The sequence below is a fragment of the Paenibacillus sp. Dod16 genome, from assembly GCF_049893405.1.
Taxonomy (GTDB): Bacteria; Bacillota; Bacilli; order Paenibacillales; family Paenibacillaceae; genus Paenibacillus_AQ.
In genome coordinates, this window is the sequence record NZ_JBNDYG010000013.1 from 62898 (window position 1) to 86318 (window position 23421).

A 23421-nucleotide genomic window follows, 5' to 3' on the forward strand; every position below is an offset into this window, starting at 1 on the left:
TGGATTCATGCCGTTGAATATCGGTTTTACAGGTTTAGCTGTATTGGTACTGATCGGTCTGTTGTTGTTCGGCCCGTCCAAGCTGCCCCGGTTGGCAAGGGCGTTCGGAACAACGATCAAGGAGTTCCGGAGAGGCAGCAAAGAAATGCTGGAAGAAGAGACGGCTGGTTCCGATGCTGATCCAAAGGCAGCCGCTGATGCCGTAGGGGGAGATGGCAAGCTGCAGCAGAACTTGTAAAGCGTGTTAATGTAGAAGGAACAAAAGTGCGAGCCTCTTCCGGGAAGAGGCTCGCTTCGGTTTAGGTGCCTGCCATTGGAGCACGGCCCGGATAGCCATGGGTGCCGCCATACTGCCGAGCATACCGAAGATGTCGGAATGCAGTCCCCTTTGACCGATGATGTAACCGCATGTCCCCCCAATGAATTCAATCGAGATGTAGCGTTTCATATTGGACAATGTTACCACATAAACGACAAAGTCATCTTTACGCTTCAGGCTAGGTATTCAGATCCCCTCCTACAAGGTGTCCACCTCGCCTCCCTTATTGGTAATTAGGCATACGGCCAAGAGTGAACGATATGTTGAGTGGAAACCTGATGCTGAAGTAAACCCGCCGTCATGGCGGAACCTCTTCAATCAAGGCACGTCGAATCAGGTTTTCTCATGCCATTTTATGTATGCTGAAGAGGTGGTATGCGTTTTTGCAGCGGCTGTTTTTGGCAAAAAATCCCCCTCATTGTCCTATTAAAAGGACAAAGAGGGGGATTTAGCGACAAGAGCGGGTCAGGCTTTATCCTCGTCCAACTCGGTTTGTAAGATCTGGTCTTCCGAAGGATAATCTCGCTTCATCTCTTTGTGGAGACCTCTGTTTTCGTAATCGAAGGAGTTCGGTGGTCTTTGATCCGCTCTCCACGGACTGCTTTTACCAAGCGTTTCGGTCCGCAGGCTGGATCCGTAAGGACCCTCCGGGAATTCCTCCGCGGTTAAATCGTTTCGCTGGGACTCCACGGTAGTTAGATCCGTAAATTTATCCCGTTCCTCTTTCTCAAATCCGTTCATACCTGAAACCTCCCGAAAAGGTACTTAACCTACCATTTCAGTGTTTCCCTGTACAGGTGGAATCATTCCGTTATGTGGCCTGGATCCTCTACTACAGTCCTGCAGCACCGAATACGCTATCGAAGGCTCGCCGTGATTTAGCAACCAATTCTTCAGGGGTCCCGGTCGGCGTGGAAGGCGTCAATATTTCTTGTGTCACCGGGCCTGCATAGCCGATATAATTCAGAGCCTGAAGGAACCCAGGCAGATTTATTACGCCTTCACCGGGATAAAGCCGGTCGTTATCAAGCACATCTCCCACGGGTATGTTCTTGGCATCGTTAATATGGACATGAACGATTTGTTCAGCGCGCAGCTGCCGGATATCCGCGACCGTCATCTCATTGGTGTACCAGTGATATGCATCATAAAGCAGCCCGACATTCGGCTCCCCGATGGCATCAATCCAATCCAAAGTTTCTTGTACCGTCCAGATGAACGGGTTCTTCCATTGGGTGCGCAGATGATGCGGTCCTACGAACTCCAAGGCCAATCGAATTCCGTATGCCCCCAAAATGTTGGCACATGCCCGCAGTCTGGTGGTGGCCAGCGCCATGAAATGAGCAGCGGGTGCATCGGTGGAAGGAAGAATGTATGTACAGCACCGTGTGCAGCCGAGAGCCTTGGCGGCTGCCGCAGCTGCTGGGAGTTTCTCGAGGCCGCTTAGGAACTGCTCGTCCGTTCCTCTCCATTCTACGGGAAGGCCGATGGCCCCGATCTCCAGTTGCCGGGATTTCAACATATCGGCTGCCGCCTCCACGCCAAGGCGGTCTACAAGACCTTTGGCATCGATATCGATGCATTGGAAATCGTATTTGGCCGCGAGTTCGATAAACTGTAAATCGCTTTCAAGTTTTCCGAGTCCTGCGCTTGTTAAACCTTGCAGCATATTCATCGTCTCCATTCGCTATTAGATGTCGTGTTGCTAGAGGCGGGTCTTCGTTTATATCAACCCATTGGTTTCATAGTTTCTATGTATGATATGTTCCACTTTATAAATCTATGATCACTTTTAATATTTTTTGAGAAAGATAGCGATTGGAGCCACTGCCGATTCGTTATTGTTGAGAAGGGTTTTAAATAAACCGGCATGAATTCCTACCGCTTCGAAGGGGATTACATATGTTTTGCCGAAATAACCATGTCATATGAACTTCCACTTTACTCGCGAAAAGGAGATTTAAACTCAGAATGAATACCATTGATCAGCGTAAGAATGAGCTTGGTAACTTGTATCCGGAGCCCACGATCGACGAGCAGGTTTTGAATCGGTTTTGGGAGGAAGTATTGAAGTCGTATGGCAATAAGCCGCTCCACATGGTTAGTCAACCGGAAACGACGCCATATCCTTACATGGAAGTATCTAAGGTTACTTATCATGGTTATGATGATACGCCCATCCATGCTTGGTATATAACTCCCGCTAATCCTTCTGCGGACGAGAAGCCTCGAGGGTGTATCGTAACCTTCCCGGGTTATACCGGAGACCGTGGATTTCCGGAACGATATGCCCATTGGCTGATGCTCGGTTATGCGGTGTTTGCCGTGGACGTAAGGGGGCAGGGCGGCGAGACGGGGAATCTGCTTCCATTGGACAGCGGCGTGGTTAAGGGCTGGGTGACGCAGGGGCTTATGGATATTCGTCGCTCCTATTACATGGCAGTTGTAATGGATGCTGTGAGGGCAGTGGATGCGGCATCGGAGCAGCCTGGAGTGGATCCGAAAAAAATTGCCGTGGTTGGCGGCAGCCAGGGCGGCGGACTGGCACTGCTTGCAGGGGCTCTGAATCCGAAGGTCGCGGCCATTGTGGCGGACATTCCCAACATGTGCAGGATGGACTACGGGATTCTGCATTCGGCTAGCTCGCTGAACGAAATCGCCCAATACATAAAGCGCTACCCGGAGCAATTGAATCAAATCCTGGAGCATCTCTCGTATTTCGACATGCTGAATCTGGCGCCGCGAATCCAGGTGCCGGTCATGGTATCCGTCGGTTGGAAGGATACGGTCTGCATGCCCGAAACCATATATGCCGCATACAACCGAATGAAAGCGGCAAAAGAAATAAGAGACTATCCGTTCTCTGGCCATGAAGTCAATGAGTACCAGAAGAGGGAGGGCGTCTTGTTCCTGGAACGGATTTTTAACGGGAGATAGAACATGGAGACAGGAAGGGGGCAGCGCATGACGATTGCTCAGGACTGCTCTATATATAGCGTCAGTGGACAGAAGCAAACGAATCACATTTAAGTCTATGGTATATAAATGTTATATAAAATAACACGAATCAAATATTTGTTATCTTTTTTAACGTAGGTGTATTGACAATTACCCAAATTCACCTATAATTATACCCAAGGACAGAAAAAACTCGATAAACACCCTATACCTACCCCGGTCAATGTAATATTAATTTACACAAAGGGATGTTGAACCATGATGACAGCAGGCGAACTCAAACAGGATCTTTTGAGGGTTTACAACGCGATAAATAAGAAAATATTTAACGTGGGTGTAAAGCAGCAAAAAGTCGATTTCGTTGGCAACAAAATCATCATTGTATCGAGAAATAGTAGAGTCCCCGTCCTCAAACTGCTGGATGAGAATTACCCCCTCTCTACCCGGCAGTTGGACCACCTTTTATTCCAGGTGTTCAAGCAGGAGATTAAAGCTTCCCTGGAACAGCAGTTTCAATTTAAAATCATCTCCATTCTTAAAGACTATGATGCAGAGACCGAGTTTTCCGGTACCATCGTAATCTTGGAGAAGGAGGTCGAAGCATATCTGAACGACATGCCGGAACTCTTGTAGTACGGATTCAAAAAGTCAGGTTTTCAGCACCGAAGCTTATGCTTCCGATGAGCGTTTTTTCAAAACGCTTTAGTTGGATGAAGCTAGGGACGTCAGGAGCGGAGCGTAGGCAAAACCTGCGTGAGCACCGGAAGGGCCGGCTGAATTCAATATTCGATGTCGAAAGATGACTTTTTGAACAACCTCGAGTAGAGAGCGGGCCGATCGTCAGTTTAGTACCAAGGCACATACATGTGTGCGGCTTGGGGCTGGACTGGCGATTTTTTGTTACATCCGCTTTTGAAAATAAATTTCTGTTGTTTCTGAAAAAATATGAAACTCAAAGGAGAGGGAGGAAGGGCCATGACTCACAAAATTGAAATTTCGGGTGTCAGCAAATGGTTTCGCCGAAACGGGGAAGAGATCCCGGCCATGCGGGAGACGAGTCTGGCGATTGAGGAGGGACGTTTTGTCAGCATTATCGGTCCCAGCGGCTGCGGCAAGTCAACATTGTTTAACATTATCGCCGGTTTGATGCCGCCCTCCACGGGCAAAGTGACGGCTGACGGAAAGGATATCGTCGGGACAACCGGTTATGTGGGCTATATGCTGCAAAAGGACATGCTTCTGCCTTGGCGCACTATCCTCGACAACATCATTCTGGGTATGGAGGTCCGGGGCGTACCCTACAAGGAAGCCGTGGAGAGGGCGCTGCCCCTGATGGATAAATACGGTCTGAAGGGCTTTGACAAGCATTATCCGAAGGAGCTTTCAGGAGGGATGAAACAGCGTGCCGCGCTGCTGCGGACGCTGCTCTACGACAGGGACATCATTTTGCTGGACGAGCCCTTCGGCGCATTGGATGCCCAGACTCGGCTGACCATGCAGAACTGGCTGCTGCAGATCTGGGAGGATTTTGGCAAGACGGTGCTGTTTGTCACCCACGACATTGACGAAGCGATTTATTTATCGGATGACATCTATGTATTCTCGTCCAGACCCGGGCGGATCAAGTCCAAAATTACCGTAACGATGGAGCGTCCCCGTAAAACGGAAGACATGACGTCTCCGGCCTTCATGGAGCTGAAGCATCATCTCATGGATTTACTGTCAGCTGGACAAGATGAAGAACAAATCTCTTAGGGAATAAAAAAATGAGGAGGGAACTGGAATGGAAACTGCACGCAAAGAGGCTTTTATCGTACATGCCGTGACGTCTGCGGAGCCTGCAGCGGGTTCGTCCAAAAGGCCGGAGGTTGTGCCGTACATCTTGGATGAAGAGGCGCTGGAGCGCCGCAGAAGCCGGCGAATCGTTTGGGGGCGGGCCGCTGTGGCTGTTCTTGTTTTTCTGGTATGGGAGGTGTTCACCCGGATCGGCCTGCTGGATTCCTACAATTGGAGCAGCCCCAGCGCGATTCTTCGCACGACCTGGACCCAGATGACCGAAGGAACCCTTCTCCGGGACATTACGTATACATCCGGCTCGACGATTCTCGGTTTTGTGTTCGGAACCTTTCTCGGCGCACTGCTCGGACTGTCGTTCTGGTGGTCAAGATCGTATGCCGGCATCAGCGAGCCGTATCTGATCATTTTAAATGCGATGCCCAAGCTCGCACTGGCACCTGTACTCGTCATTCTGCTGGGAATCGGATTTTTTTCCAAGGTGGCGTTGGCTTTCTCTATGACGGTTGTCGTTTCGGCGCTTTCCGCATACAGCGGCGTGAAGAGTGTGGATCCGGATATGGAGAAGCTGATGTATTCCCTGGGCGCCAAGCGGCATCAGGTTTTTACCAAGGTTGTCGTACCATGGTCCATGCCCTGGATCATCAGCAGCTTGCGGATTAATATTGCCCTTGCGCTGGCAGGTGCCATCGTGGGCGAGTTCATCGCTTCAAGCCAGGGCGTCGGCCGGATGATTATGTATGCAGGAACGATACTGGATATCAACCTCGTGTGGGTCGGTGTCGTCGTCCTGTCGCTGCTGTCCATGGTGATGTACTGGGGCGTGGTGGTGCTGGAGAAGTGGTTATCCAAGGGATTGACCAAACAATAGACAGAATAACCGAACTCATTATTTCTATTAAAAGGGGAATTCATATGAACCAAAAAATGAAGAAACGTTCACTGCTGTTCGCACTGCTCATGGTCACCGGTCTGCTTGGAGCCTGCGGCAATGAAAAAAACGATAACAGCACCGCGTCCGCTTCCGGTGACGGGAAGCTGAAGAAAATCGTGATCGCCGAGCCGCTTCACTCCACGGGCTATCTGCCGCTGTACGTCGCACAGCGGGAAGGCTTCTTTGAGAAAAGAGGGCTCGACGTTGAGGTCATCCAAGCGGCCGGAGGAGCGCACGTAACCGCCGTGGTCAGCGGAGATGCCTGGGGCGTTATTGGCGGGACGGAGTCCAATGCCTTGGCTAACAACAACAATTCCGATCCGATCATTTCGGTCGTGAATGTCGTCAATCGGGCGAATGTGTATTTAATGGCTAAGAAAGGCACCGCTCCTGCAAGCCATTCCCCCGAAGACCTGAAGGCATTTTTACAAGGGAAAAAGATTAACGCCGGTCGCCACGGCGGTACGCCCAACCTTCTAACCCGCTATCTCCTGATTCAGCTCGGACTCGATCCGGAGAAGGATGTGCAGCTGCTCGAACCGGCAGATGGCTCCACGGTGGTGACGATGGTCCAACAGGGCGCGGCTGACATTGCGAACGGAGCCGAGCCGCAGATTAGCGACGGGATATCAAAGAATGTATGGGAAGAGCCGTTTTACAAGTTTCATGATCTGGGGGATTTCTCGTACTCGGTTCTCAGCGTGAAGAAGTCAACCATCGAGAAGGACCCGGAAGCCGTTCAAAGTTTCACGGATGCCATGATCGAAGCGCTTGCAGTCGTGCAAACGGATAAGGAACTAGCCAAGAAAAATCTGATAGCCGAATTCCCGACGTTGTCCGATGATGCGATCCAAGCTGCCTTGGACCGGGCCTATGCCGACAATCTCTGGAGCTTGGACGGGATGATTTCGGAAGAGGCGTTGAAGCACGATATGGATGTCATGATCGAGACGGGGATATTTAAAGGGGACTATACCTATGATGCGCTGGTGGATATGCAGTTTGTAAACAATTCCAAGAAGTGATCGGAAGGTGCATGATGTACAAATACACGACCTGGAAGGGAGAGAGTCATGATGAAATCTTTAAATCAGCTGATGCTTGGCAGCAAAACGGCGGTTGTTGTGGTCGATGTGCAAAATGATTATTGTCATCCCGAGGGGGCGCTGTCTCAAGCGGGCTGCGATGTTAGTGGGGTAGCGGAGATGATGCCGCAGCTCCATAAGCTGCTTCAGAGGGCCAGGGAGCTGAAGGTGCCCATCATTTTCATTCAGACGCTTCATGAGAAAGCGACGGATTCCGACGCTTGGACCACCAGGTCCTCGGGCCGATCGGCGAACGTATGCCGGAGAGGGAACTGGGGCGCGGAATTTTACGAGGTATCGCCGAAGGAGGATGATATCATTGTCAATAAACACCGATACAGCGCTTTTGTAAATACTAGGCTGGATTCGGTATTAAAGACGCTGAAGATCGAGACCCTGATCATGACGGGAGTCAGCACCAATGTGTGCGTGGAATCGACGGCAAGGGACGGTTTTATGCTGGATTATCATATTGTGCTTGCAGCGGACGCTTGCGCATCGTATTCTCCAGCGGCGCATGACATGACGCTTGAGAATATTGAAGGCTATTTCGGGAAAGTTAGTGAAGTGGCGGAGCTTATCGATATTTGGATGGATCAAATGCCTGAGGAGCCGCTGCGATCGATATCGACCGCTCAGCCTGCCGTTGGCTAGTTTGTCAGAACGTGGTTCAACTCATTGGGAAGCTCTCCGCATGCGGGAGCTTTTTCTATGAGCGGCACAGAAATTAATGAATAAAGCTGGTGAGTCCTGCATGAATAACAGATCAAGGATGATCGTCCAATATACCATTTGTTTAGGGGCATTTCTGTCCAATCTGTCGGCTGGCATGTTCAACATTGCGCTTGTTGATATCGCCAGAACGTTCGACTCCACCATCCCTACGGCCCAGTGGATCGTCACCGCTTATTTGCTTGTCATCTCCATATTGCTTCCTGTCATGGGAAAGCTGGGGGATATGCTGGGCCGGCGGAAAATACACAATATCGGCTATTTTGTGTTTATGGCAGGGGCGCTCTGCTGCGCCTTGTCACCTTCATTAAACGGACTGATATCTTCTCGAATTCTGCAAGGCGTAGGAGCGGCCATGTATCAGGCCACCAATATGGCGCTGATCGTCTCCGTATTTCCTAAGGAGCAGCGCGGCAAAGCGCTTGGGCTCATCAGCACGTTTGTTGCCGCAGGCTCGATGGTCGGACCGAGCCTTGGGGGAATACTGATTCAGTGGTTTTCGTGGCGGAGCAATTTCTGGCTGCTGACGGCCATATCTTTGATTGCATGGTTGTTCGCCCAGCGCTTCATTCCGAAGGACGAACCTGAAAAAGTCGTAAGCCGATTGGATGTGCCGGGGGCTGCTTTTTTTGCGATATCGCTAACCGGACTGGTTACGGCCGTGAATTTGGGGGCTCAGTGGGGCTGGGGTTCATGGCAGGTTTCGGTGCTGTTCATCGTGTTCGGTGCGGGAGCTGTCGCATTCATCGGGTGGTGTCTTTCGTCGCGGTGGAAACGAGCAGGGGAAGGGAAACTCCCGTTTATGAAGCTGGACCTGTTTCGGGATGCAGGCGTTAGCGTGGGAATCATCATCACCATCATTACCTACATGGCGGCTTTCTCGGCTCAGCTTGTGCTGCCCGTGTTTTTGTTGAGCGAGCTTGGCGTTGAACCTGCTACGGCAGGGCTGATCATGATGGGATATCCGTTGTCGCTGATCATATTCTCGCCTCTGAGCGGGAGCCTGTCGGACAAGCTGGGGACATTCCCGTTATTGTCAGCCGGGCTGCTGCTCATGACAGCAGCGTTAACCGTGCTCGGTTTTGTATCGCCGGCATATCCGATCTTCTTTCTGATTGTGCTTATCGTCCTGCTCGGCGGTTCCATGGGCATCATTACGCCGCCGAACAATTCTCTGGTGATGGGCAGGACATCCAAAACGGACCTCGGCCTGATCAGCAGCATTTTGGCACTGTCGCGAAATCTGGGGATGATGTTTGGTACGGCGGCGGGAGGTGCTATGCTGGCTCTTCCAGCCCAAGGGGCAGGGGGGCTTACCGGATTTCGGATGATATTCGTACTGAATACGGCGCTGGTTGTCATCGTTTATGTAACGATGCTCATATCGTTTCGCTTTGGCAGGCATAAGGAGACGCTATCTTCTTAGAGGAAGGGAAAAGAGAAAAAGGGTATCCCGAGGTCTATTCCAGACCTGCAGGATACCCTTTTTTCATTTAGCTTACGCGCGGTCCAGAATCGTCTGAAGTGTCGTACGATCCAAACCTTTCACGAGCTTGATCAGAAGTTCTTTAGCAGCTTCGTAGTCGTCCGTGTGGATGATGGACGAAGATGTATGAATATAGCGGGAGCATATGCCGATGATGGTGGACGGAACGCCGATGCCGCTAAGATGCACTTGGCCTGCGTCCGTGCCGCCCGGCGAGACGAAGTATTGGTATTTGATTTTGTTGGTCTCCGCCGTATCTTGAACGTACTCTACCATGCCGCGGTGAGTCAGCATGGTCGGATCGAAGATGCGAAGCAGTGCGCCTTGACCCAATTGGCCGAACTGGCTCTTGTCACCCATCATGTCGTTCGCCGCGCTGGCATCCAGTCCGAAGAAAATATCCGGCTGAATCAGATTGGCTGAAGTACGTGCTCCGCGCAGTCCGAGCTCTTCTTGGACGGTTGCGCCGGCGTAAACGGTGTTAGGCAGCTTCTCGCCATGGAGCGCCTGTACAAGCTCGATCGCGAGGCCAACGCCATAACGGTTATCCCACGCTTTGGCCATGATTTTTTTCGGATTAGCGAGCGGCGTGAATTCACAGATCGGAACCACTTGCAATCCGGGACGAATGCCGAACGACTCTGCTTCCGCCTTGTTATCGGCGCCGATATCGATATACATGGTCTTGATGTCGACCGGCTTGCTGCGCTGCGCTTCATCCAGCAGGTGCGTCGGGATGGAGCCTACAACTCCAACGACAGGACCGTTGTCGGTGATGATTTGCAGGCGCTGAGCAAGCACGGCTTGGCTCCACCAACCGCCAAGCGGCTGGAAACGGACCATCCCCGCTTCGGTTATGCCGGTTACCATGAACCCGACTTCATCCATGTGACCGGCCACCATGACTTTTGGACCTTCATCGTTACCGCGAAGAACGGCGAACAGACTACCCAGCCGATCCTGCACGAACTCATCTGTATATGGCGAAAGGGCATTCTTCAACCAGGAACGAAGCTCCCTCTCAAAGCCCGGTGCAGCCGGGAATTCAGTCAAAGTACGAAATAATTCCAGTGTTGATTCATTCATTACGAAATCGCTCCTTTAGAAAAGGTATGTAAGAGTGTTTTCTTTTCTAGTATGCCCCTATACATCTGAAAAGTCTACAAAACCCGTGCCGCATAGGAGCACGTCATTTTAAAATAAATGAAACAAGCACCCTGCACCCGGGATAGGAATACGATATAGAAACGAAGTGGAATTTTTGTCGTCCGAGGGAAGGGGCAGAGTATGAAGCACCATGGGATAAACGTCTATCATGCCGAAGTCAGAGAACTTCTGCTCATTATGGTCCTGTTCATCCTCCTCGTCATTTTGCTGAAATACATTCTTATATAATGACCGGCTCCAGCAACGATGGCAGGCGAGTCTTACTTCAGCTTTCAGGGATTCCTGGAGGCTGATTTTCGTGCGGGGCGACTTTTATGTTAGGACAAGCTGTGGTTGCCAATTGAGAAGGATGATTTTCCAAACATAAAGGGAGTTCATTCAAAGCATAATGATATCGAGTGATATCCATAATGGCTCTTTAGCGTTTTTAAAGGATTCCATACTTAAATAAAAGCGGAGGTGTATTGAAATGTCAGGCTCTAACCAAAAGCCTAAGTCTGATATCACCACAATGAGCTCGGCAGAATATCAGGCGATTGCCAAAAAGCATGAACCTCCTCGCGCCGTACTTAAAAATTGTCTGCGCGCTTTTTTGATTGGAGGTCTCATCTGTGTGATCGGCCAATGCATTCAGCAGTTTTTTATGACCGTATTCGATATGAGCACCACCGAAGCGAGCAACCCGACAGTTGCCGTGCTGATTATACTCTCCGTCATTCTGACCTCCTTCGGCGTGTATGACAAAATCGCGCAATGGGCGGGAGCAGGCAGCGCCGTGCCGGTCACGGGGTTTGCGAATTCCATGTGCTCCGCTGCGCTCGAGCACCGCGCGGAGGGTTTGGTTCTTGGGGTCGGGGCCAGCATGTTTAAGCTGGCGGGATCTGTCATTGTATTTGGTACCGTGGCTGCGTTTATTATCGGTATCATTTACGCTATTTTTGGCATTGAGGGGAGGTAACGAGAGATGAAGGTGATCGGCCAAACCTGGCAGTTCGAGAACAAACCCGTCATTATCGGCACGGGGACGATTGTGGGGCCTGAGGAAGGCGAAGGGCCACTCGCCGAAGATTTCGACTATATCTACGACAATATTGAGATTAACGAAAAAACATGGGAAAAGGCGGAACGGAAACTGCTGGAGGATGCCTCGAGAAAAGCGGTTGAGAAGGCGGGCATCAAGGAAGACGAGCTGCAGTTTTTTGTGGGCGGGGACTTGATGAACCAGATCATCAGCAGTTCGTTTGCTGCAAGACAGTTGGGTGTGCCTTACATCGGCGTATTCGGTGCTTGCTCTACATCAATGGAGAGCCTCGCGGTGGCCTCCATGCTCGTGGATTCAGGAGGGGCCAAGTATGTCATGGCCGGTACTGCAAGCCACAACTGTACGGTTGAGAAGCAGTTTCGTTATCCGACGGAGTACGGATCGCAGAAGCCGCCGTATGCGCAATATACAATAACGGGAGCAGGCTGCTCCGTCATTTCGGACAAGGGAGACGGCCCTGCTGTCACGTATGCCACCATCGGCAAGGTGGTGGATCTGGGCATCAAGGATCCGTTCAATATGGGTGCGGCGATGGCTCCGGCGGCAGCCGATACGATAACAAAGCACTTCAAAGACACAGGCCGGCAAGCGAAGGATTATGATCTGATCGTGACCGGTGACCTGGCCTCCGTGGGGCTTCCAATCGCGAAGGATCTTTTGCAACAAAACGATGTCATCATGGACGGTACGGTGTTTGCAGACTGCGGGTTAATGATTTACGACCTGGAGACACAAAAATACGTCAATGCAGGGGGCAGCGGCTGTGGCTGCTCGGCTGTTGTTACTTATGGCCATATTTTAAAACGGATGCGAAAAGGCGAATTGAAAAAGGTGCTGGTCGTTGCTACCGGGGCTTTGCTGTCGCCTCTTTCTTACCAGCAGGGTGAGAGCATACCGTGCATCGCTCACGCTGTAGCCTTAGAGATGGGAGGATAACACAATGCAGTTTCTATGGGCATTTATTATTGGCGGTCTGATTTGCGTCATTGGGCAAATTATGATGGACGTTATTAAACTAACGCCGGCACATACGATGAGTACGTTAGTAGTCGCCGGAGCCATCGCCGACGGGTTCGGATTATATGAGCCGCTTGTCAAATTCGCGGGAGCGGGAGCCTCCGTGCCGATCACCAGCTTTGGTAATTCGCTTGTGCATGGCGCATTGACGGAACTGGGGAGGGACGGCTGGATCGGGGTCGTGACGGGGATATTCGAAGTCACCAGTGCAGGGATATCCTCAGCGATCATTTTCTCCTTCCTGGCCGCTCTGTTTGTTCGTCCGAAGGGATAACCATCATCATCAAGAAGAAAAAGACCCTGGCATGATGCCGGGTCTTTTTCTGTTTAGAGCGGCGATAAAAAGGTGAATACCCAAAATATCTCATCGAATGTACTCCGGGACCTCGATCATGTACAATAGTACTAAAATAAGTATTTATTCCCTTACAGGAGGTTAGTCATACATGCCCGTAAGCCAAGAATCCATGAAAATCATTACCTCGGTGCGAACCAATCTGGAGTCGTGCCTGTTAGGCAAAGAATTTGAGATCCAATTGCTCCTTACGGCGCTGCTCGCTGGCGGACATGTACTGATCGAGGATGTGCCTGGCACAGGAAAGACCCAACTGATCAAAGCATTAGCGAAATCCATGCAGGGAGACTATCGCCGCATTCAGTGTAACCCGGATATTCTCCCCAGCGATATAACGGGCGTGTCCGTGTTCCATCCTCGAGATGAAATGTTTTACTTCCGACCTGGTCCGGTCATGACCAACATATTGCTGGCGGATGAAATCAACCGGGCGACAACCAAGACGCAATCGGCCCTGCTTGAGGTCATGGAGGAGCGCAGCGTAACGGTGGATGGGGCTACTCACGAACTTCCGCATCCCTTCATGCTATGCGCGACCCAGAACCCGATCGATTTTGAAGGCACCTATATGCTCCCTGAAGCGCAGCTGGACCGGTTTATGCTGAAGCTGAGCCTGGGTTACCCTGATGCTGCTACGGAGAAGCAGCTGATGTACCGTTCACGCGACGGACAACTGGCGGATAAAATTCAGCCGGTGACACATATGGATACCATTTCGGCTATTCAAGGCGAGATTCGCGAGGTATTCATCGGTGACCCGGTCGCCGATTACTTGCTGAATATTACCCGGTCGACGCGCGAGCACCCTTCCGTTATGCTGGGCGCAAGTCCCCGTGCAACGCTGTCATTCATGAATGCCGTTAAAGCCTATGCCTTCTTGCAAGAGAGGGATTACGTTCTGCCAGATGATGTGAAGACGCTGGCACCATACGTGCTTTCGCACCGGATCATGCTGCGTCCGGAAGCCAGGCTCGACAATGCGAGTCCCGAATCGGTGCTTGAGTTTATACTGCGTCAGGTCAAAGTGCCTGTTCAGATGGGGAGATAGGCATGCGCCGCGCGGTATCGTTATTTTTGAATGGCATGCAGCCGTCTAGACTCGCAGCGGTATTGGCGGTATGGTGCCTATGTCTTTTGTACGTATTATTTCAGGGGGGCAAAACCTCGCTCATGCTATTCTCCATGGTCAGCCTTCTGACGATCTATTTGATCGGTGCTGGCTTTGGCGGAGTCAATCGTGTGAAAGCCCAGCGAAGGGTGCTGGGAGGAGCGGAGCATGGGGGTGAACAGCTTCATGCCGGTGAACAGGTCCGCGTGAAGCTGGAGGTCCATGTTCCTGGTTTGCTGCCGATGCCCTATATGATCGTTCGTGAAGTATTGCAAAGGCATAACGGCGACTCCTGGTCTTTTGAAGATAGCGTCATTCCGAACCTTCGCGGTGCGGGCAAGCTTGTATTTCAGACCCCTCCGCTTGAACGAGGGCGGTACGCTTTCTCAAAGACAGAATGCATTAGCGAGGATATATTCGGATTAATGGAGCACAAGGGACGCATTGAGGTTCAGACCGATTTCCGCGTTCTGCCGAGAACCATATATATTCCCAAATGGCAGCGAAACATACGGAATTCGAGATTGGGCGGTACACATACCACAATTTCGGCTTCCAGACGGGAAACCACACAGATCAACGGAGTCCGCGATTATGTGTACGGCGATCGGATCTCCCGGATACACTGGAATGCAACGGCGAAGACCGGCTCGTGGAAGTCGAAGGAATTTGAGCATGAATCCTTTCCCAGAACGATGATTGTGCTGGACTGTTCCGCGGACGGATATGCTCATGCCCAGCAGTTCGAGCTGGCCGTATCGGCAGCTGCGTCGCTGATCGAATATGGTGCCAAGGAGCATGCGGGTACAGGCTTGTTCACGGCTACCCGAGAAGCTCAGATGTTCGCTCCCGCCGATCATGCTGGAGAGCGGATGCGCATGATTCAGCATTTGGTTGACGTGGATTATGACCGTAAAACCAAATTGATTGCTTCCCTGGAGAAATCCTATCGCCATTTTCCAAAAGGGGCCCTGTTCCTGCTGATCAGCCCGATGAGCGGCAAGGACGCTTCAGAGATCATGCGCTGGGTTGAAACCCGGGGAATGAACCCATGTTTCTTGCAAATAACCAATTCCAATGAAACGAAAAAACGCGATGATTCCATTTCGCTTCTGCAATCCCGGGGGATTTCCAGCTATTCGGTTTCTTCCCTTGACGAGCTGCCGGCTGCGCTGGGAGGTGGTGCATGATGAAGTTGTGGCTGGACAAACTATCTACTACCTTCTTCAGTACTTTAACGATGCTATGGATCTGGATCATCGGGATGCAGTGGGTATCCTTTACCGAGACGATATGGCTCTCGGAAACGACAGCCATTGTTATTGCAGCATTAACCATTACGGTGGTTACCGAAGCGCTGCTTCCGATCAAGCAAGGTTACCGGGTGCTTATCCAGTTTATTTTGATCTTGTATTGTGTATACAGTTTGCTGAAAACTCACGGTAATCCGGTTCCTGTCCTTGGCGCTGAAGGCGATCTGACCGAGGAACTCATGTATCTTTTTCCGTATTTGTGGTTTGCTATCGCCGCTTGGGCCGCTTTTCTGTTCCTTGCGCGGTGGGCCAAAACCAAGGGGCGCGTGCTTTTTGTAGTCGGGATCAACGTCATCGGTTTTGCCGTGCTGGATTCCTTTACGAAAATCGTGCTGTGGGATGAAATCGCTTGGGTTGTCGGAGCGGGTATGGGCTGGCTCGTATCCAGCCATTTTAACCGGTTCCGCAGACGCTTTCCGCAGGGATGGGTCAATTTATCGAAGTATCCGTTCAAGATTGTTGCCAACATCCTGGTCATCTTCTCTTTGATCATTGTAGCCGGTGTGAATATGCCGCACGTGAAGCCCACGTTAACCGATCCTTACACGGCGTGGCGGGAGTGGAACGGGGTGCCGTTATCCGGCGGCAGTACAACCGGTACCGGAACCCTTATCGAGTCACCGTCTGAAAGCATGTCCGGATATGGACGGGAGGACAACGACCTTGGCGGCGGTTTTAACTTTGACTATTCACCGGTGATGTCGATTACCTCGGATGAACGCAGCTATTGGCGAGGGGAAACCAGAGCCGTATACTCGGGAACGGGTTGGGCGGACGGAGCCAGCAGCCGGCGTTCCGGCACGGGCGTGGACATCGGGGAGGAATTGCCGGGGGAAGCCAGCGGATCCGTACCTACCAAAACATTGGAGCAATCGGTAACGATGCTGAGTGATACGGTGTATCCGGTATTGTTCGGCGCCTACTCCGTTCGTCAGCTGGAGAGCCTGGATGAGGATATCGATTCGGATCGGCTTAGCTGGGTGACCGAAGGCGCGGAGATGCATCTGGACGACGCTCGTAATGCGGACTACCCGAAGAGTTATACCTTAACGTCGGAAGTGCCGGTGATTCCCATCGATGAGCTGAGCACCAGAACTTATGATGAACTTTATTCCGGCTCGATTGACGATGCGTATATCCAGATGCCGAGAAACTTCCCTGACCGGGTGTCCGATCTGGCCGAAGAAATTGCCGCGGGCGGAGATACGCCGTATGAGAAGGTCATGCTCTTGCAACAATATTTAACGAGCAATTTCACCTATACCAATACGCCGGATCTTACACGCAAGAAGAGCGATGATTTTGTGGATGCGTTTCTGTTTGAAATCCAGGAAGGGTATTGCGATTATTTCTCGACCTCCCTGGTGATGATGACACGGTCGCTGGATATTCCTGCACGCTGGGTCAAAGGTTACGCGCCGGGAAGAATGACGGCATCGGAGTACGTTCCTCTCGAGGGTCAAACCTCGATTGAACCCGGAAACTATACCGTTACGAATGCCGACGCTCATTCCTGGGTTGAAGTGTACTTCGGCGAATACGGCTGGGTACCGATTGAAGCAACACCGGGCTTTAGCATGCCGATTCTGACGGCTGACACAGACGCTGAGCCTGTCATTGAGGAAGAAGTTGAAGAAGAAGAGGCAGAGGACAAGGCTGCGCCAGCCGCTACCTCCGATCATCAGCAGCCCGGCTGGGTTAAAGTTGTTGTAACGGCCGCGGTGGTTGTTATCGTATTATGGATTCTGTACATCGTATGGCGAATGCGCATCAGCCTGCGTTTTGCCGGAGCGCGTATTCGGGCAGGCAAGCCGCTGACGGCCGCGGATAAAGTCATTGCCGAAACCGAACGATGGATACGTTCCGTACAGCGCAGAGGCTTGGTAAGGCAGGAACATGAAACCCTTCGTGAATCGGTAGGCCGCTGGGTAAGTGCACACCCTGAGCTGGGAGCGGAGCTGAGACCGCTGCTGCAGCAATTTGAAGCTGCCCGGTACAGCCCGGCTGAAGTGAAGGAAGAGCAATGGCGCTCCGTCCAACAGGATGCCCTGAAGCTGAAGAAGTCTATTAAGAAGGTTCGCATTGTATCCGAGAAACGGCTATCTACCTAATCCAAGAAGACAGACCGCGTGATGGTGGTTGTTCTTGCGTGTATCAGGATAACTCGGTATGAAACGTTCTGATATCGATGATTTCAAGACCGCCCGGTCCGCTTCCAAACAGCCGCCGGGTGGTCTTTTGCCGGTAAAGGCAGCGACGCGGTATACGGGAAGAAAAAGGCTCGTGATTATTTTTACTAAGGAACCGGAATATGGTATAGTTTTTCGTATGAAATTGAGGTGACGAACTTGTTTGAAATGTTAATCCCAAAGCTCCGTGTGAATACGGTTTTTGATATTAACCTTGAGGAATTATATGAGCAGGGGTATCGCGGAATCATTACGGATTTGGACAATACCCTTGTAGGGGCCAAGGCGCCGCTTGCGACACCGGAACTGGTCGTTTGGTTCAAAAGGGTGAAGGAGATCGGTTTCCAGCTCATCATCGTCTCGAATAACCAGCTTGAACGCGTGTCTAAATTTGCGACGCCGCTGGATATCCAGTATGTGCATGAAGCCCGTAAACCAAGTAATACCCCGTTCCGCAAAGCGATGAAAATGATGGAGCTCACGCCGGAGAAAACGGTTGTGGTCGGCGACCAGATGCTGACCGACGTTTATGGCGGGAATCGGCTGGGTCTGTATACGGTGCTGGTTATGCCTATCGCCATCAACGATGAGGGATGGTTTACGCGCCTGGTCAATCGCCGGGTGGAGCGGATCGCATTGACCCGTTTGCGCAAGAAAGGATTATGGATGGAGGAGGAACCGAAATCATGACGTTGCCTACTGGCGGAGAAGACATCAAGAAGTGCAGCGGCTGCGGCATACCGCTTCAGAGTGAAGTACAGGACAAGCCGGGCTATTTGCCGGAGAAGGCCTGGGACCGCGACCCGGTTATTTGCCAGCGCTGTTTCCGGATTAAGAATTATAATGAAGCCTCCTCGGTTGCCGTAGACCAGGATGAATTTTTACGGCTGCTGGGACAGATTGGCGGCAAGAATGCGCTTGTTATTCATATCGTGGACCTCTTTGATTTTGAAGGGAGCCTGATTTCGGGGCTGCAGCGGTTTGTCGGCAACAATCCGGTTATTCTGGCCGTTAACAAGACCGATCTTCTGCCGAAGGTCACCAATTGGAACAAGGTACTCAATTGGGTACAGAAGCAGTGCAAGGAGCATGGACTGAGAACGGAAGACATCGTGCTCTGCAGCGCGAAGAAGAATCAAGGCTTTGAGCGGCTGCTGGAGACGGTTGCGCATTATCGAGGAGACCGGGACGTCTACGTGGTTGGCGCCACGAATGTGGGTAAATCCAGCTTGATCAATCGTCTGATCCGCGACTACAGCGATTTGGATCAGGAGCTGACCGTTTCCCGTTATCCTGGAACGACGCTGGATATGGTCAATATTCCGCTGGATGACGGCCGGTATATTATAGATACGCCGGGCATCGTATACCCATGGCGCTACAGCGAGCTTGTGAGCCGTGAGGATCTGGGGACGGTCATGCCGGAGAATCCGCTGAAGCCGATGGTATACCAGTTGAACGAAGGGCAGACTCTGTTCTTCGGAGGTTTTGGCCGCTTTGATTTTCTGCAAGGCGAGCACCAATCCTTTACTTGCTTTATCAGCGGCAGATTAGGGATTCATCGGACCAAGCTGGAGCGGGCGGATTCGTTATTTGCCGAACATGCCGGAGAGCTTCTTTCACCGCCGACCAAGGAACGGCTTGAAGAACTGCCGGAATGGACAAGACATGAAATCCGTATTCCTAAGGGAACCCGCCAAGACGTGTTTATCTCGGGGCTCGGCTGGATCAAGATCAATGGTGAACAGGGCGCGCTTGTGGCGGTTCATGTACCTAAAGGAATCAAAGTTCTGTCGCGTCCATCTTTGATATAAGAGATAAAATCGTTTTGGTAAAGCCCGCTTTATCATGGGAGAGATAGGGGAGAAATGAAAGTGAATCCAACGATCGAGCGTGATTATTTGCTCCTAGGCGTAATGGGGGACCCTATCGGTCACTCCAAATCACCGGCCATGCATGATGCGGCGATTACCGCCCTGGGATTGTCAGGGGCCTATGTGCCCCTTCATATACGTCCGGAGGGGCTTCGTGACGCTATCCAGGCTGTCAAAGCCCTGGGATTCCGCGGAGTGAATGTAACGATCCCGCACAAGGTGGAGGTTATGGAGTATCTGGATGTCGTCGATGAAGGGGCGCGGCGCATCGGTGCCGTGAATACCATCGTCAACGACAATGGCAAATTGACGGGTTATAATACGGATGGCATCGGATATGTTCGTTCATTAAAGGATGAAGCCTGTCCCAACCTTAAAGGGAAACGCATCGTTGTTTACGGCGCCGGCGGAGCGGCCAGGGGAATCATCTACGCCCTTACCGGGGAAGAGCCTGAGAAGATTTCCATTGTGAATCGGACATCCGACAAAGCGCTGGCATTGGCCGAGGAGTGGAGCTCGCTTGCTGACTTGAGGGGATACGGTGAGGATCATGCCACAGAGGCATTGTCAGATGCCGATGTCTTGATCAACACAACCTCGGTGGGCATGTTTCCCCGGGTTTCCGAACTTCCTGTTCCAGCGGAGTATATACCGGAAGGGATCGTTGTCAGCGATCTGATCTATAATCCGTTGAAGACCGAGCTGCTGCGGCAAAGCGAGCTGCGGCAATGCACGGTGCATGGCGGTCTCGGGATGTTCATCAACCAGGGGGCGTATGCATTTGAGTATTGGACAGGTCTGAGGGCGCCCGTACAGGCGATGAAGGATGCGGTTCTGACCAGCTTCCAATCCGAGGTTTAATCTTGTGTTTATTGATTAATGCTTATGCAGAAGCTACAATATAGCTTTCGACAAGCTGCAGGCTTTAAGAGGTTGTTCAAAAAGTCCGATTTTGATAAGAAAACCAATCGAGGCAAATTCAAGGCTGAGCGACCGCGATTCAGAAGTAGGTTTTCTTGCGATATAGAATTTCATCAACTCCGTTGATAACTTATAAATCCTATATCTAACACGAAGTGAATCAAGAAGCCACTCGGCATCGAATCTTGAATTCAGCCGGGCCTTCCGGTGCTCACTTACAAACAACGTACGCTCCGCTCCTGACGTCCCTAGCTTCATCCAACCTTCTCGGTGCTGAAAATCGACCTTTTTGAACACGCACTTTAATAATTGAATATTTAAGGAGTAATGACCAAGCATGTTAACAGGAAAGCAAAAACGACATTTACGTTCGCTTGCGCATCATCTGGATCCGCTGTTCCAGGTAGGCAAGGGAGGAAGCAATGAGCATCTGATCCGGCATATTTCCGAGGCCATTGAGAAGCGGGAGCTCATGAAAATATCCGTGCTCAACAACTGTCTCGAAGATCCCCGCGAAATCGCCGAGGAGCTTGCTGAAGGTGCCGGGGCCGAGCTGGTACAGGTTATCGGCAAGACGATCGTGCTTTATAAAGAATCAAAAGACCACAAAACCATCGAGCTGCCGTAAGGGAGCCTTGATGGCATTAGCTTAATGAATATAGAATGACTCTCTTATTAGGGGAGGTGAACCCGGATGAAGATAGGGATAATGGGCGGAACCTTCGATCCCATTCATATCGGGCATATGCTCGCAGCCGAATCAGCTCGGGACGCTTACGGTCTGGAAGAGGTATGGTTTATGCCCAGCCACATTCCCCCGCACAAGGAAGATGCCGGCGTAACCGGCCTGATGAGGCTGGAGATGACCGCTGAGGCTGTAGCCGACCATCCATCTTTTCGTACATTGGATTGGGAAGTGAAACGCGGCGGCGTATCCTATACGGTAGACACGGTCAGAGAGCTGAGGGACACGTATCCCGAGCATGACTTCTCGTTCATTATCGGGGCGGATATGGTAGCGTATCTTCCCAAGTGGAATCGGATCGGGGAGCTGGCGGAAATGCTCACTTTTATTGGGCTTAACCGTCCCGGAACCAAGCTATCGGTGGATGATCTGCCTGATTTCCTGCAAAAGGTGGTAGTGACAGCGGAGATGCCGCTGATTGAAATATCGTCCACCATGATTCGGAGCAGAGCCGCATCGGGCTTGTCCATCCGTTATATGGTCCCGGACCGTGTATACGATTATATTGTTAGGAGCGGTATTTATGGAGTACAGCCGTGATGAACTCATTCAAGCGGTATCCTCACAGATGCCGGCCAAGCGCTGGGAGCATACAAAAGGCGTAATGGAAACCGCGGTCATCCTTGCCAATCGGTTCGGGGCCGACCCGGTCAAGGCAGAATTAGCCGCCATCCTGCATGACGTGGCCAAATATTGGCCCGTGCAAAAGCTTCAACAAATGATGGTGGAGCATGCGCTATCCGAAGAGCTGCTCCGTTACGACAAGCAGCTTTGGCATGCTGAGGTAGGCGCGTTCGTAGCAGAGCACGAATATGGCGTAACGGATACCGATGTGCTTAACGCCATCCGTTACCATACGTCGGGGCGCGTCGGCATGACACTGCTTGATAAGGTGGTCTGCCTTGCGGATTATATGGAACCGGGACGGGATTTCCCCGGCGTGAATAATATTCGCGAACTGGCCAACCATAGCCTTGAAGAGGCGCTTGCAGCCGGTTTTGATTCGACGATTGGACATCTGCTTTCGCGCAGACAAATCATTTTTCCGTTGACGGTACTAGCCCGCAACGATCTAATTAAGCAATTGGAGGCGAATTCATGACGTTGAAACCGAATGAATTGTTAAATGTGGCAGTGACTGCCGCTGAAGATAAAAAAGCGATGGATATCGTGGTCCTGGATCTTAGAGGAATTTCCCTGATCGCAGACTATTTTGTCATTTGCCACGGTAACTCGGATACTCAGGTGCAGGCGATCGCAACTGAAATCCGTAAACAGGCTCATGATGCGGGAGTAGCTTTGCGCGGACTGGAGGGAATGGATGCAGCCCGCTGGGTGCTGATGGACCTCGGAGACGTGATCGTTCATATCTTCCATCGCGATGAGCGGGAATATTACAACATCGAGCGATTGTGGTCCGATGCTAAAGTGGTGGAGAACGTATGAGTCTGATTGCCGGCACATTAACGAAACTCGTCGTTTCCAGAGAAGTGTCCCCTTACGGTTATTTCCTGGATGGCGGAGATCGGGATGTGCTTCTTCACTATTCGGAGCTCACGGGTAAAATCGAGCCGGGGGATACGGTCGAGGTCTTTATATTCTTCGATACGGAAGACCGCCTGGCCGCAACGATGAAGAAACCTTACCTTACGTTAGGTGAAACCGCTAAGCTTGAGGTGGCGGATGTTCATCCGCGCTTGGGATGTTTCCTCGAGATGGGGCTTGGCAGGCAGCTTCTGCTTCCGATCCGGGAATTGCCGGAGATGCGGGAGCTTCATCCGCAAGTGGGAGATCATGTATTTGTCATCATGGAGCATGATAAGCAAGGACGGCTCCGCGCGAAACTCGCCGGAGAACAAGAGCTTGCTCCGCTTGCGTTTCATGCGCCTGAATCGTGGAAGGGCCAGTGGTTCACTGCCCTGGTGTACAAACCGCTCCAGATGGGCACGTTTGTTATTATCGATGGCGGTGTGATCGGTTTCGGCGCCATTGGCATGATCCACTCCTCCGAACGGACGCGTATGCTGCGGCTTGGCGAAGAGGTGAAGGTTCGGGTAAGCCATATCCGGGAAGATGGCAGGGCTAACCTGTCGATGGTACCGCAAAAAGAGATTGGCCGGACGGATGATGCAGACCGACTGCTCGCTTTTCTGAAGGAGCGACCGGGCCATGCGATGCCGTATTCGGATGAAACGCCCCCCGACATCATCAAGCAGCGGTTCGGCATTAGCAAATCCGCCTTTAAACGCGCGCTTGGCAAGCTGATGAAGGACGGTTTGGTTACCCAAAAGGACAGCTGGACGTATATGGTCACTAAAGAGGAGAACTCCGGTTCAAACGAATAACCCGGCAAGGTAGGGGAAGCTTCTAAGGAAAGTGGTG

General features: G+C 51.6%; 26 protein-coding genes. 22 read left to right on the forward strand and 4 right to left on the reverse strand.

The features are described from left to right. Positions 1 to 7 precede the first annotated feature (7 nt). Positions 8 to 238 carry a twin-arginine translocase TatA/TatE family subunit gene (locus ACPV3A_RS12290; protein WP_339295982.1) on the forward strand — a complete coding sequence of 77 codons (231 nt, stop codon included), beginning with the start codon at positions 8 to 10 and terminating at the stop codon, positions 236 to 238. 6 nt (positions 239 to 244) lie between these two features. Here ACPV3A_RS12290 and ACPV3A_RS12295 read toward each other — a convergent pair whose 3' ends face one another. The 3 genes from ACPV3A_RS12295 to ACPV3A_RS12305 all read right to left on the reverse strand — a co-directional run bounded on the left by ACPV3A_RS12295 (position 245) and on the right by ACPV3A_RS12305 (position 1988). Further along, the gene (locus ACPV3A_RS12295) at positions 245 to 448 is read right to left on the reverse strand and encodes a hypothetical protein (RefSeq protein ID WP_233354796.1); all 204 of its coding nucleotides are present in this window, start codon (positions 446 to 448) and stop codon (positions 245 to 247) included. A gap of 336 nt (positions 449 to 784) precedes the next feature. Next, positions 785 to 1060, reverse strand: a complete 276-nt coding sequence (locus tag ACPV3A_RS12300) for a hypothetical protein (protein WP_426199805.1) — start codon at positions 1058 to 1060, stop codon at positions 785 to 787. Between the two features lie 91 nt (positions 1061 to 1151). Then, positions 1152 to 1988 (reverse strand): sugar phosphate isomerase/epimerase family protein, encoded by an 837-nt coding sequence (locus tag ACPV3A_RS12305; protein ID WP_194545102.1) that lies wholly within the window; start codon positions 1986 to 1988, stop codon positions 1152 to 1154. Between the two features lie 302 nt (positions 1989 to 2290). Here ACPV3A_RS12305 and ACPV3A_RS12310 point away from each other — a divergent pair, with 302 nt between their 5' ends. From ACPV3A_RS12310 to ACPV3A_RS12340, 7 genes are all read left to right on the forward strand, one after another. Continuing rightward, positions 2291 to 3256, forward strand: a complete 966-nt coding sequence (locus tag ACPV3A_RS12310; protein WP_194541594.1) for an acetylxylan esterase — start codon at positions 2291 to 2293, stop codon at positions 3254 to 3256. 279 nt (positions 3257 to 3535) lie between these two features. Next, positions 3536 to 3910, forward strand: a complete 375-nt coding sequence (locus ACPV3A_RS12315; RefSeq protein ID WP_194541595.1) for a DUF2294 domain-containing protein — start codon at positions 3536 to 3538, stop codon at positions 3908 to 3910. A gap of 342 nt (positions 3911 to 4252) precedes the next feature. Next, positions 4253 to 5032 carry an ABC transporter ATP-binding protein gene (locus ACPV3A_RS12320; RefSeq protein ID WP_194541596.1) on the forward strand — a complete coding sequence of 260 codons (780 nt, stop codon included), beginning with the start codon at positions 4253 to 4255 and terminating at the stop codon, positions 5030 to 5032. Between the two features lie 28 nt (positions 5033 to 5060). Continuing rightward, complete coding sequence (locus ACPV3A_RS12325; protein ID WP_426199806.1) at positions 5061 to 5942, forward strand: ABC transporter permease; 882 nt, start codon at positions 5061 to 5063, stop codon at positions 5940 to 5942. A gap of 44 nt (positions 5943 to 5986) precedes the next feature. Beyond that, positions 5987 to 7030 carry an ABC transporter substrate-binding protein gene (locus ACPV3A_RS12330; RefSeq protein WP_426199807.1) on the forward strand — a complete coding sequence of 348 codons (1044 nt, stop codon included), beginning with the start codon at positions 5987 to 5989 and terminating at the stop codon, positions 7028 to 7030. 51 nt (positions 7031 to 7081) lie between these two features. Beyond that, positions 7082 to 7744 carry a cysteine hydrolase family protein gene (locus ACPV3A_RS12335; RefSeq protein WP_426199820.1) on the forward strand — a complete coding sequence of 221 codons (663 nt, stop codon included), beginning with the start codon at positions 7082 to 7084 and terminating at the stop codon, positions 7742 to 7744. A gap of 100 nt (positions 7745 to 7844) precedes the next feature. Further along, positions 7845 to 9248 carry an MFS transporter gene (locus ACPV3A_RS12340; RefSeq protein WP_426199808.1) on the forward strand — a complete coding sequence of 468 codons (1404 nt, stop codon included), beginning with the start codon at positions 7845 to 7847 and terminating at the stop codon, positions 9246 to 9248. Between the two features lie 72 nt (positions 9249 to 9320). Here ACPV3A_RS12340 and ACPV3A_RS12345 read toward each other — a convergent pair whose 3' ends face one another. After that, positions 9321 to 10394, reverse strand: a complete 1074-nt coding sequence (locus ACPV3A_RS12345; protein WP_194541600.1) for a M42 family metallopeptidase — start codon at positions 10392 to 10394, stop codon at positions 9321 to 9323. A 550-nt stretch (positions 10395 to 10944) separates the two neighbouring features. On the opposite strand from ACPV3A_RS12345, the gene spoVAC reads away from it, so the two are divergent. The 14 genes from spoVAC (at position 10945) to ACPV3A_RS12415 (ending at position 23384) form a co-directional block, all read left to right on the forward strand. Next, positions 10945 to 11433, forward strand: coding sequence for a stage V sporulation protein AC (spoVAC, locus tag ACPV3A_RS12350; protein ID WP_071222874.1), 489 nt, complete (start codon positions 10945 to 10947; stop codon positions 11431 to 11433). Between the two features lie 6 nt (positions 11434 to 11439). Continuing rightward, complete coding sequence (gene spoVAD, locus ACPV3A_RS12355) at positions 11440 to 12453, forward strand: stage V sporulation protein AD (RefSeq protein ID WP_426199809.1); 1014 nt, start codon at positions 11440 to 11442, stop codon at positions 12451 to 12453. Between the two features lie 4 nt (positions 12454 to 12457). Continuing rightward, positions 12458 to 12808, forward strand: a complete 351-nt coding sequence (spoVAE, locus tag ACPV3A_RS12360; protein ID WP_015734153.1) for a stage V sporulation protein AE — start codon at positions 12458 to 12460, stop codon at positions 12806 to 12808. Between the two features lie 172 nt (positions 12809 to 12980). Then, the gene (locus tag ACPV3A_RS12365) at positions 12981 to 13937 is read left to right on the forward strand and encodes an AAA family ATPase (protein ID WP_194541601.1); all 957 of its coding nucleotides are present in this window, start codon (positions 12981 to 12983) and stop codon (positions 13935 to 13937) included. Positions 13938 to 13939: 2 nt separating this feature from the next. Then, positions 13940 to 15187: a DUF58 domain-containing protein gene (locus ACPV3A_RS12370; RefSeq protein ID WP_194541602.1), complete on the forward strand. Its 1248-nt coding sequence runs from the start codon at positions 13940 to 13942 to the stop codon at positions 15185 to 15187. Further along, positions 15184 to 17421: a DUF4129 domain-containing transglutaminase family protein gene (locus tag ACPV3A_RS12375; protein ID WP_426199810.1), complete on the forward strand. Its 2238-nt coding sequence runs from the start codon at positions 15184 to 15186 to the stop codon at positions 17419 to 17421. Before ACPV3A_RS12370 ends, ACPV3A_RS12375 begins: the two co-directional genes overlap by 4 nt. A 237-nt stretch (positions 17422 to 17658) precedes the next feature. Next, the gene (locus ACPV3A_RS12380) at positions 17659 to 18189 is read left to right on the forward strand and encodes a YqeG family HAD IIIA-type phosphatase (RefSeq protein ID WP_009592142.1); all 531 of its coding nucleotides are present in this window, start codon (positions 17659 to 17661) and stop codon (positions 18187 to 18189) included. Beyond that, positions 18186 to 19313: a ribosome biogenesis GTPase YqeH gene (yqeH, locus tag ACPV3A_RS12385; protein ID WP_194541604.1), complete on the forward strand. Its 1128-nt coding sequence runs from the start codon at positions 18186 to 18188 to the stop codon at positions 19311 to 19313. The genes ACPV3A_RS12380 and yqeH overlap by 4 nt, the downstream gene beginning before the upstream one ends. Before the next feature lie 54 nt (positions 19314 to 19367). After that, complete coding sequence (locus tag ACPV3A_RS12390) at positions 19368 to 20234, forward strand: shikimate dehydrogenase (RefSeq protein ID WP_194541605.1); 867 nt, start codon at positions 19368 to 19370, stop codon at positions 20232 to 20234. Between the two features lie 397 nt (positions 20235 to 20631). Next, the gene (yhbY, locus tag ACPV3A_RS12395; protein WP_071222881.1) at positions 20632 to 20922 is read left to right on the forward strand and encodes a ribosome assembly RNA-binding protein YhbY; all 291 of its coding nucleotides are present in this window, start codon (positions 20632 to 20634) and stop codon (positions 20920 to 20922) included. Between the two features lie 66 nt (positions 20923 to 20988). Continuing rightward, entirely contained in the window at positions 20989 to 21579 is a 591-nt protein-coding gene (locus ACPV3A_RS12400) for a nicotinate-nucleotide adenylyltransferase (protein ID WP_071222882.1), read from the forward strand. Further along, positions 21563 to 22141 (forward strand): bis(5'-nucleosyl)-tetraphosphatase (symmetrical) YqeK, encoded by a 579-nt coding sequence (gene yqeK / locus ACPV3A_RS12405; RefSeq protein WP_194541607.1) that lies wholly within the window; start codon positions 21563 to 21565, stop codon positions 22139 to 22141. Before ACPV3A_RS12400 ends, yqeK begins: the two co-directional genes overlap by 17 nt. Beyond that, positions 22138 to 22485: a ribosome silencing factor gene (gene rsfS, locus ACPV3A_RS12410; RefSeq protein WP_071222884.1), complete on the forward strand. Its 348-nt coding sequence runs from the start codon at positions 22138 to 22140 to the stop codon at positions 22483 to 22485. The genes yqeK and rsfS overlap by 4 nt, the downstream gene beginning before the upstream one ends. After that, positions 22482 to 23384, forward strand: a complete 903-nt coding sequence (locus ACPV3A_RS12415) for a CvfB family protein (RefSeq protein ID WP_426199811.1) — start codon at positions 22482 to 22484, stop codon at positions 23382 to 23384. The genes rsfS and ACPV3A_RS12415 overlap by 4 nt, the downstream gene beginning before the upstream one ends. Positions 23385 to 23421 lie beyond the last annotated feature (37 nt).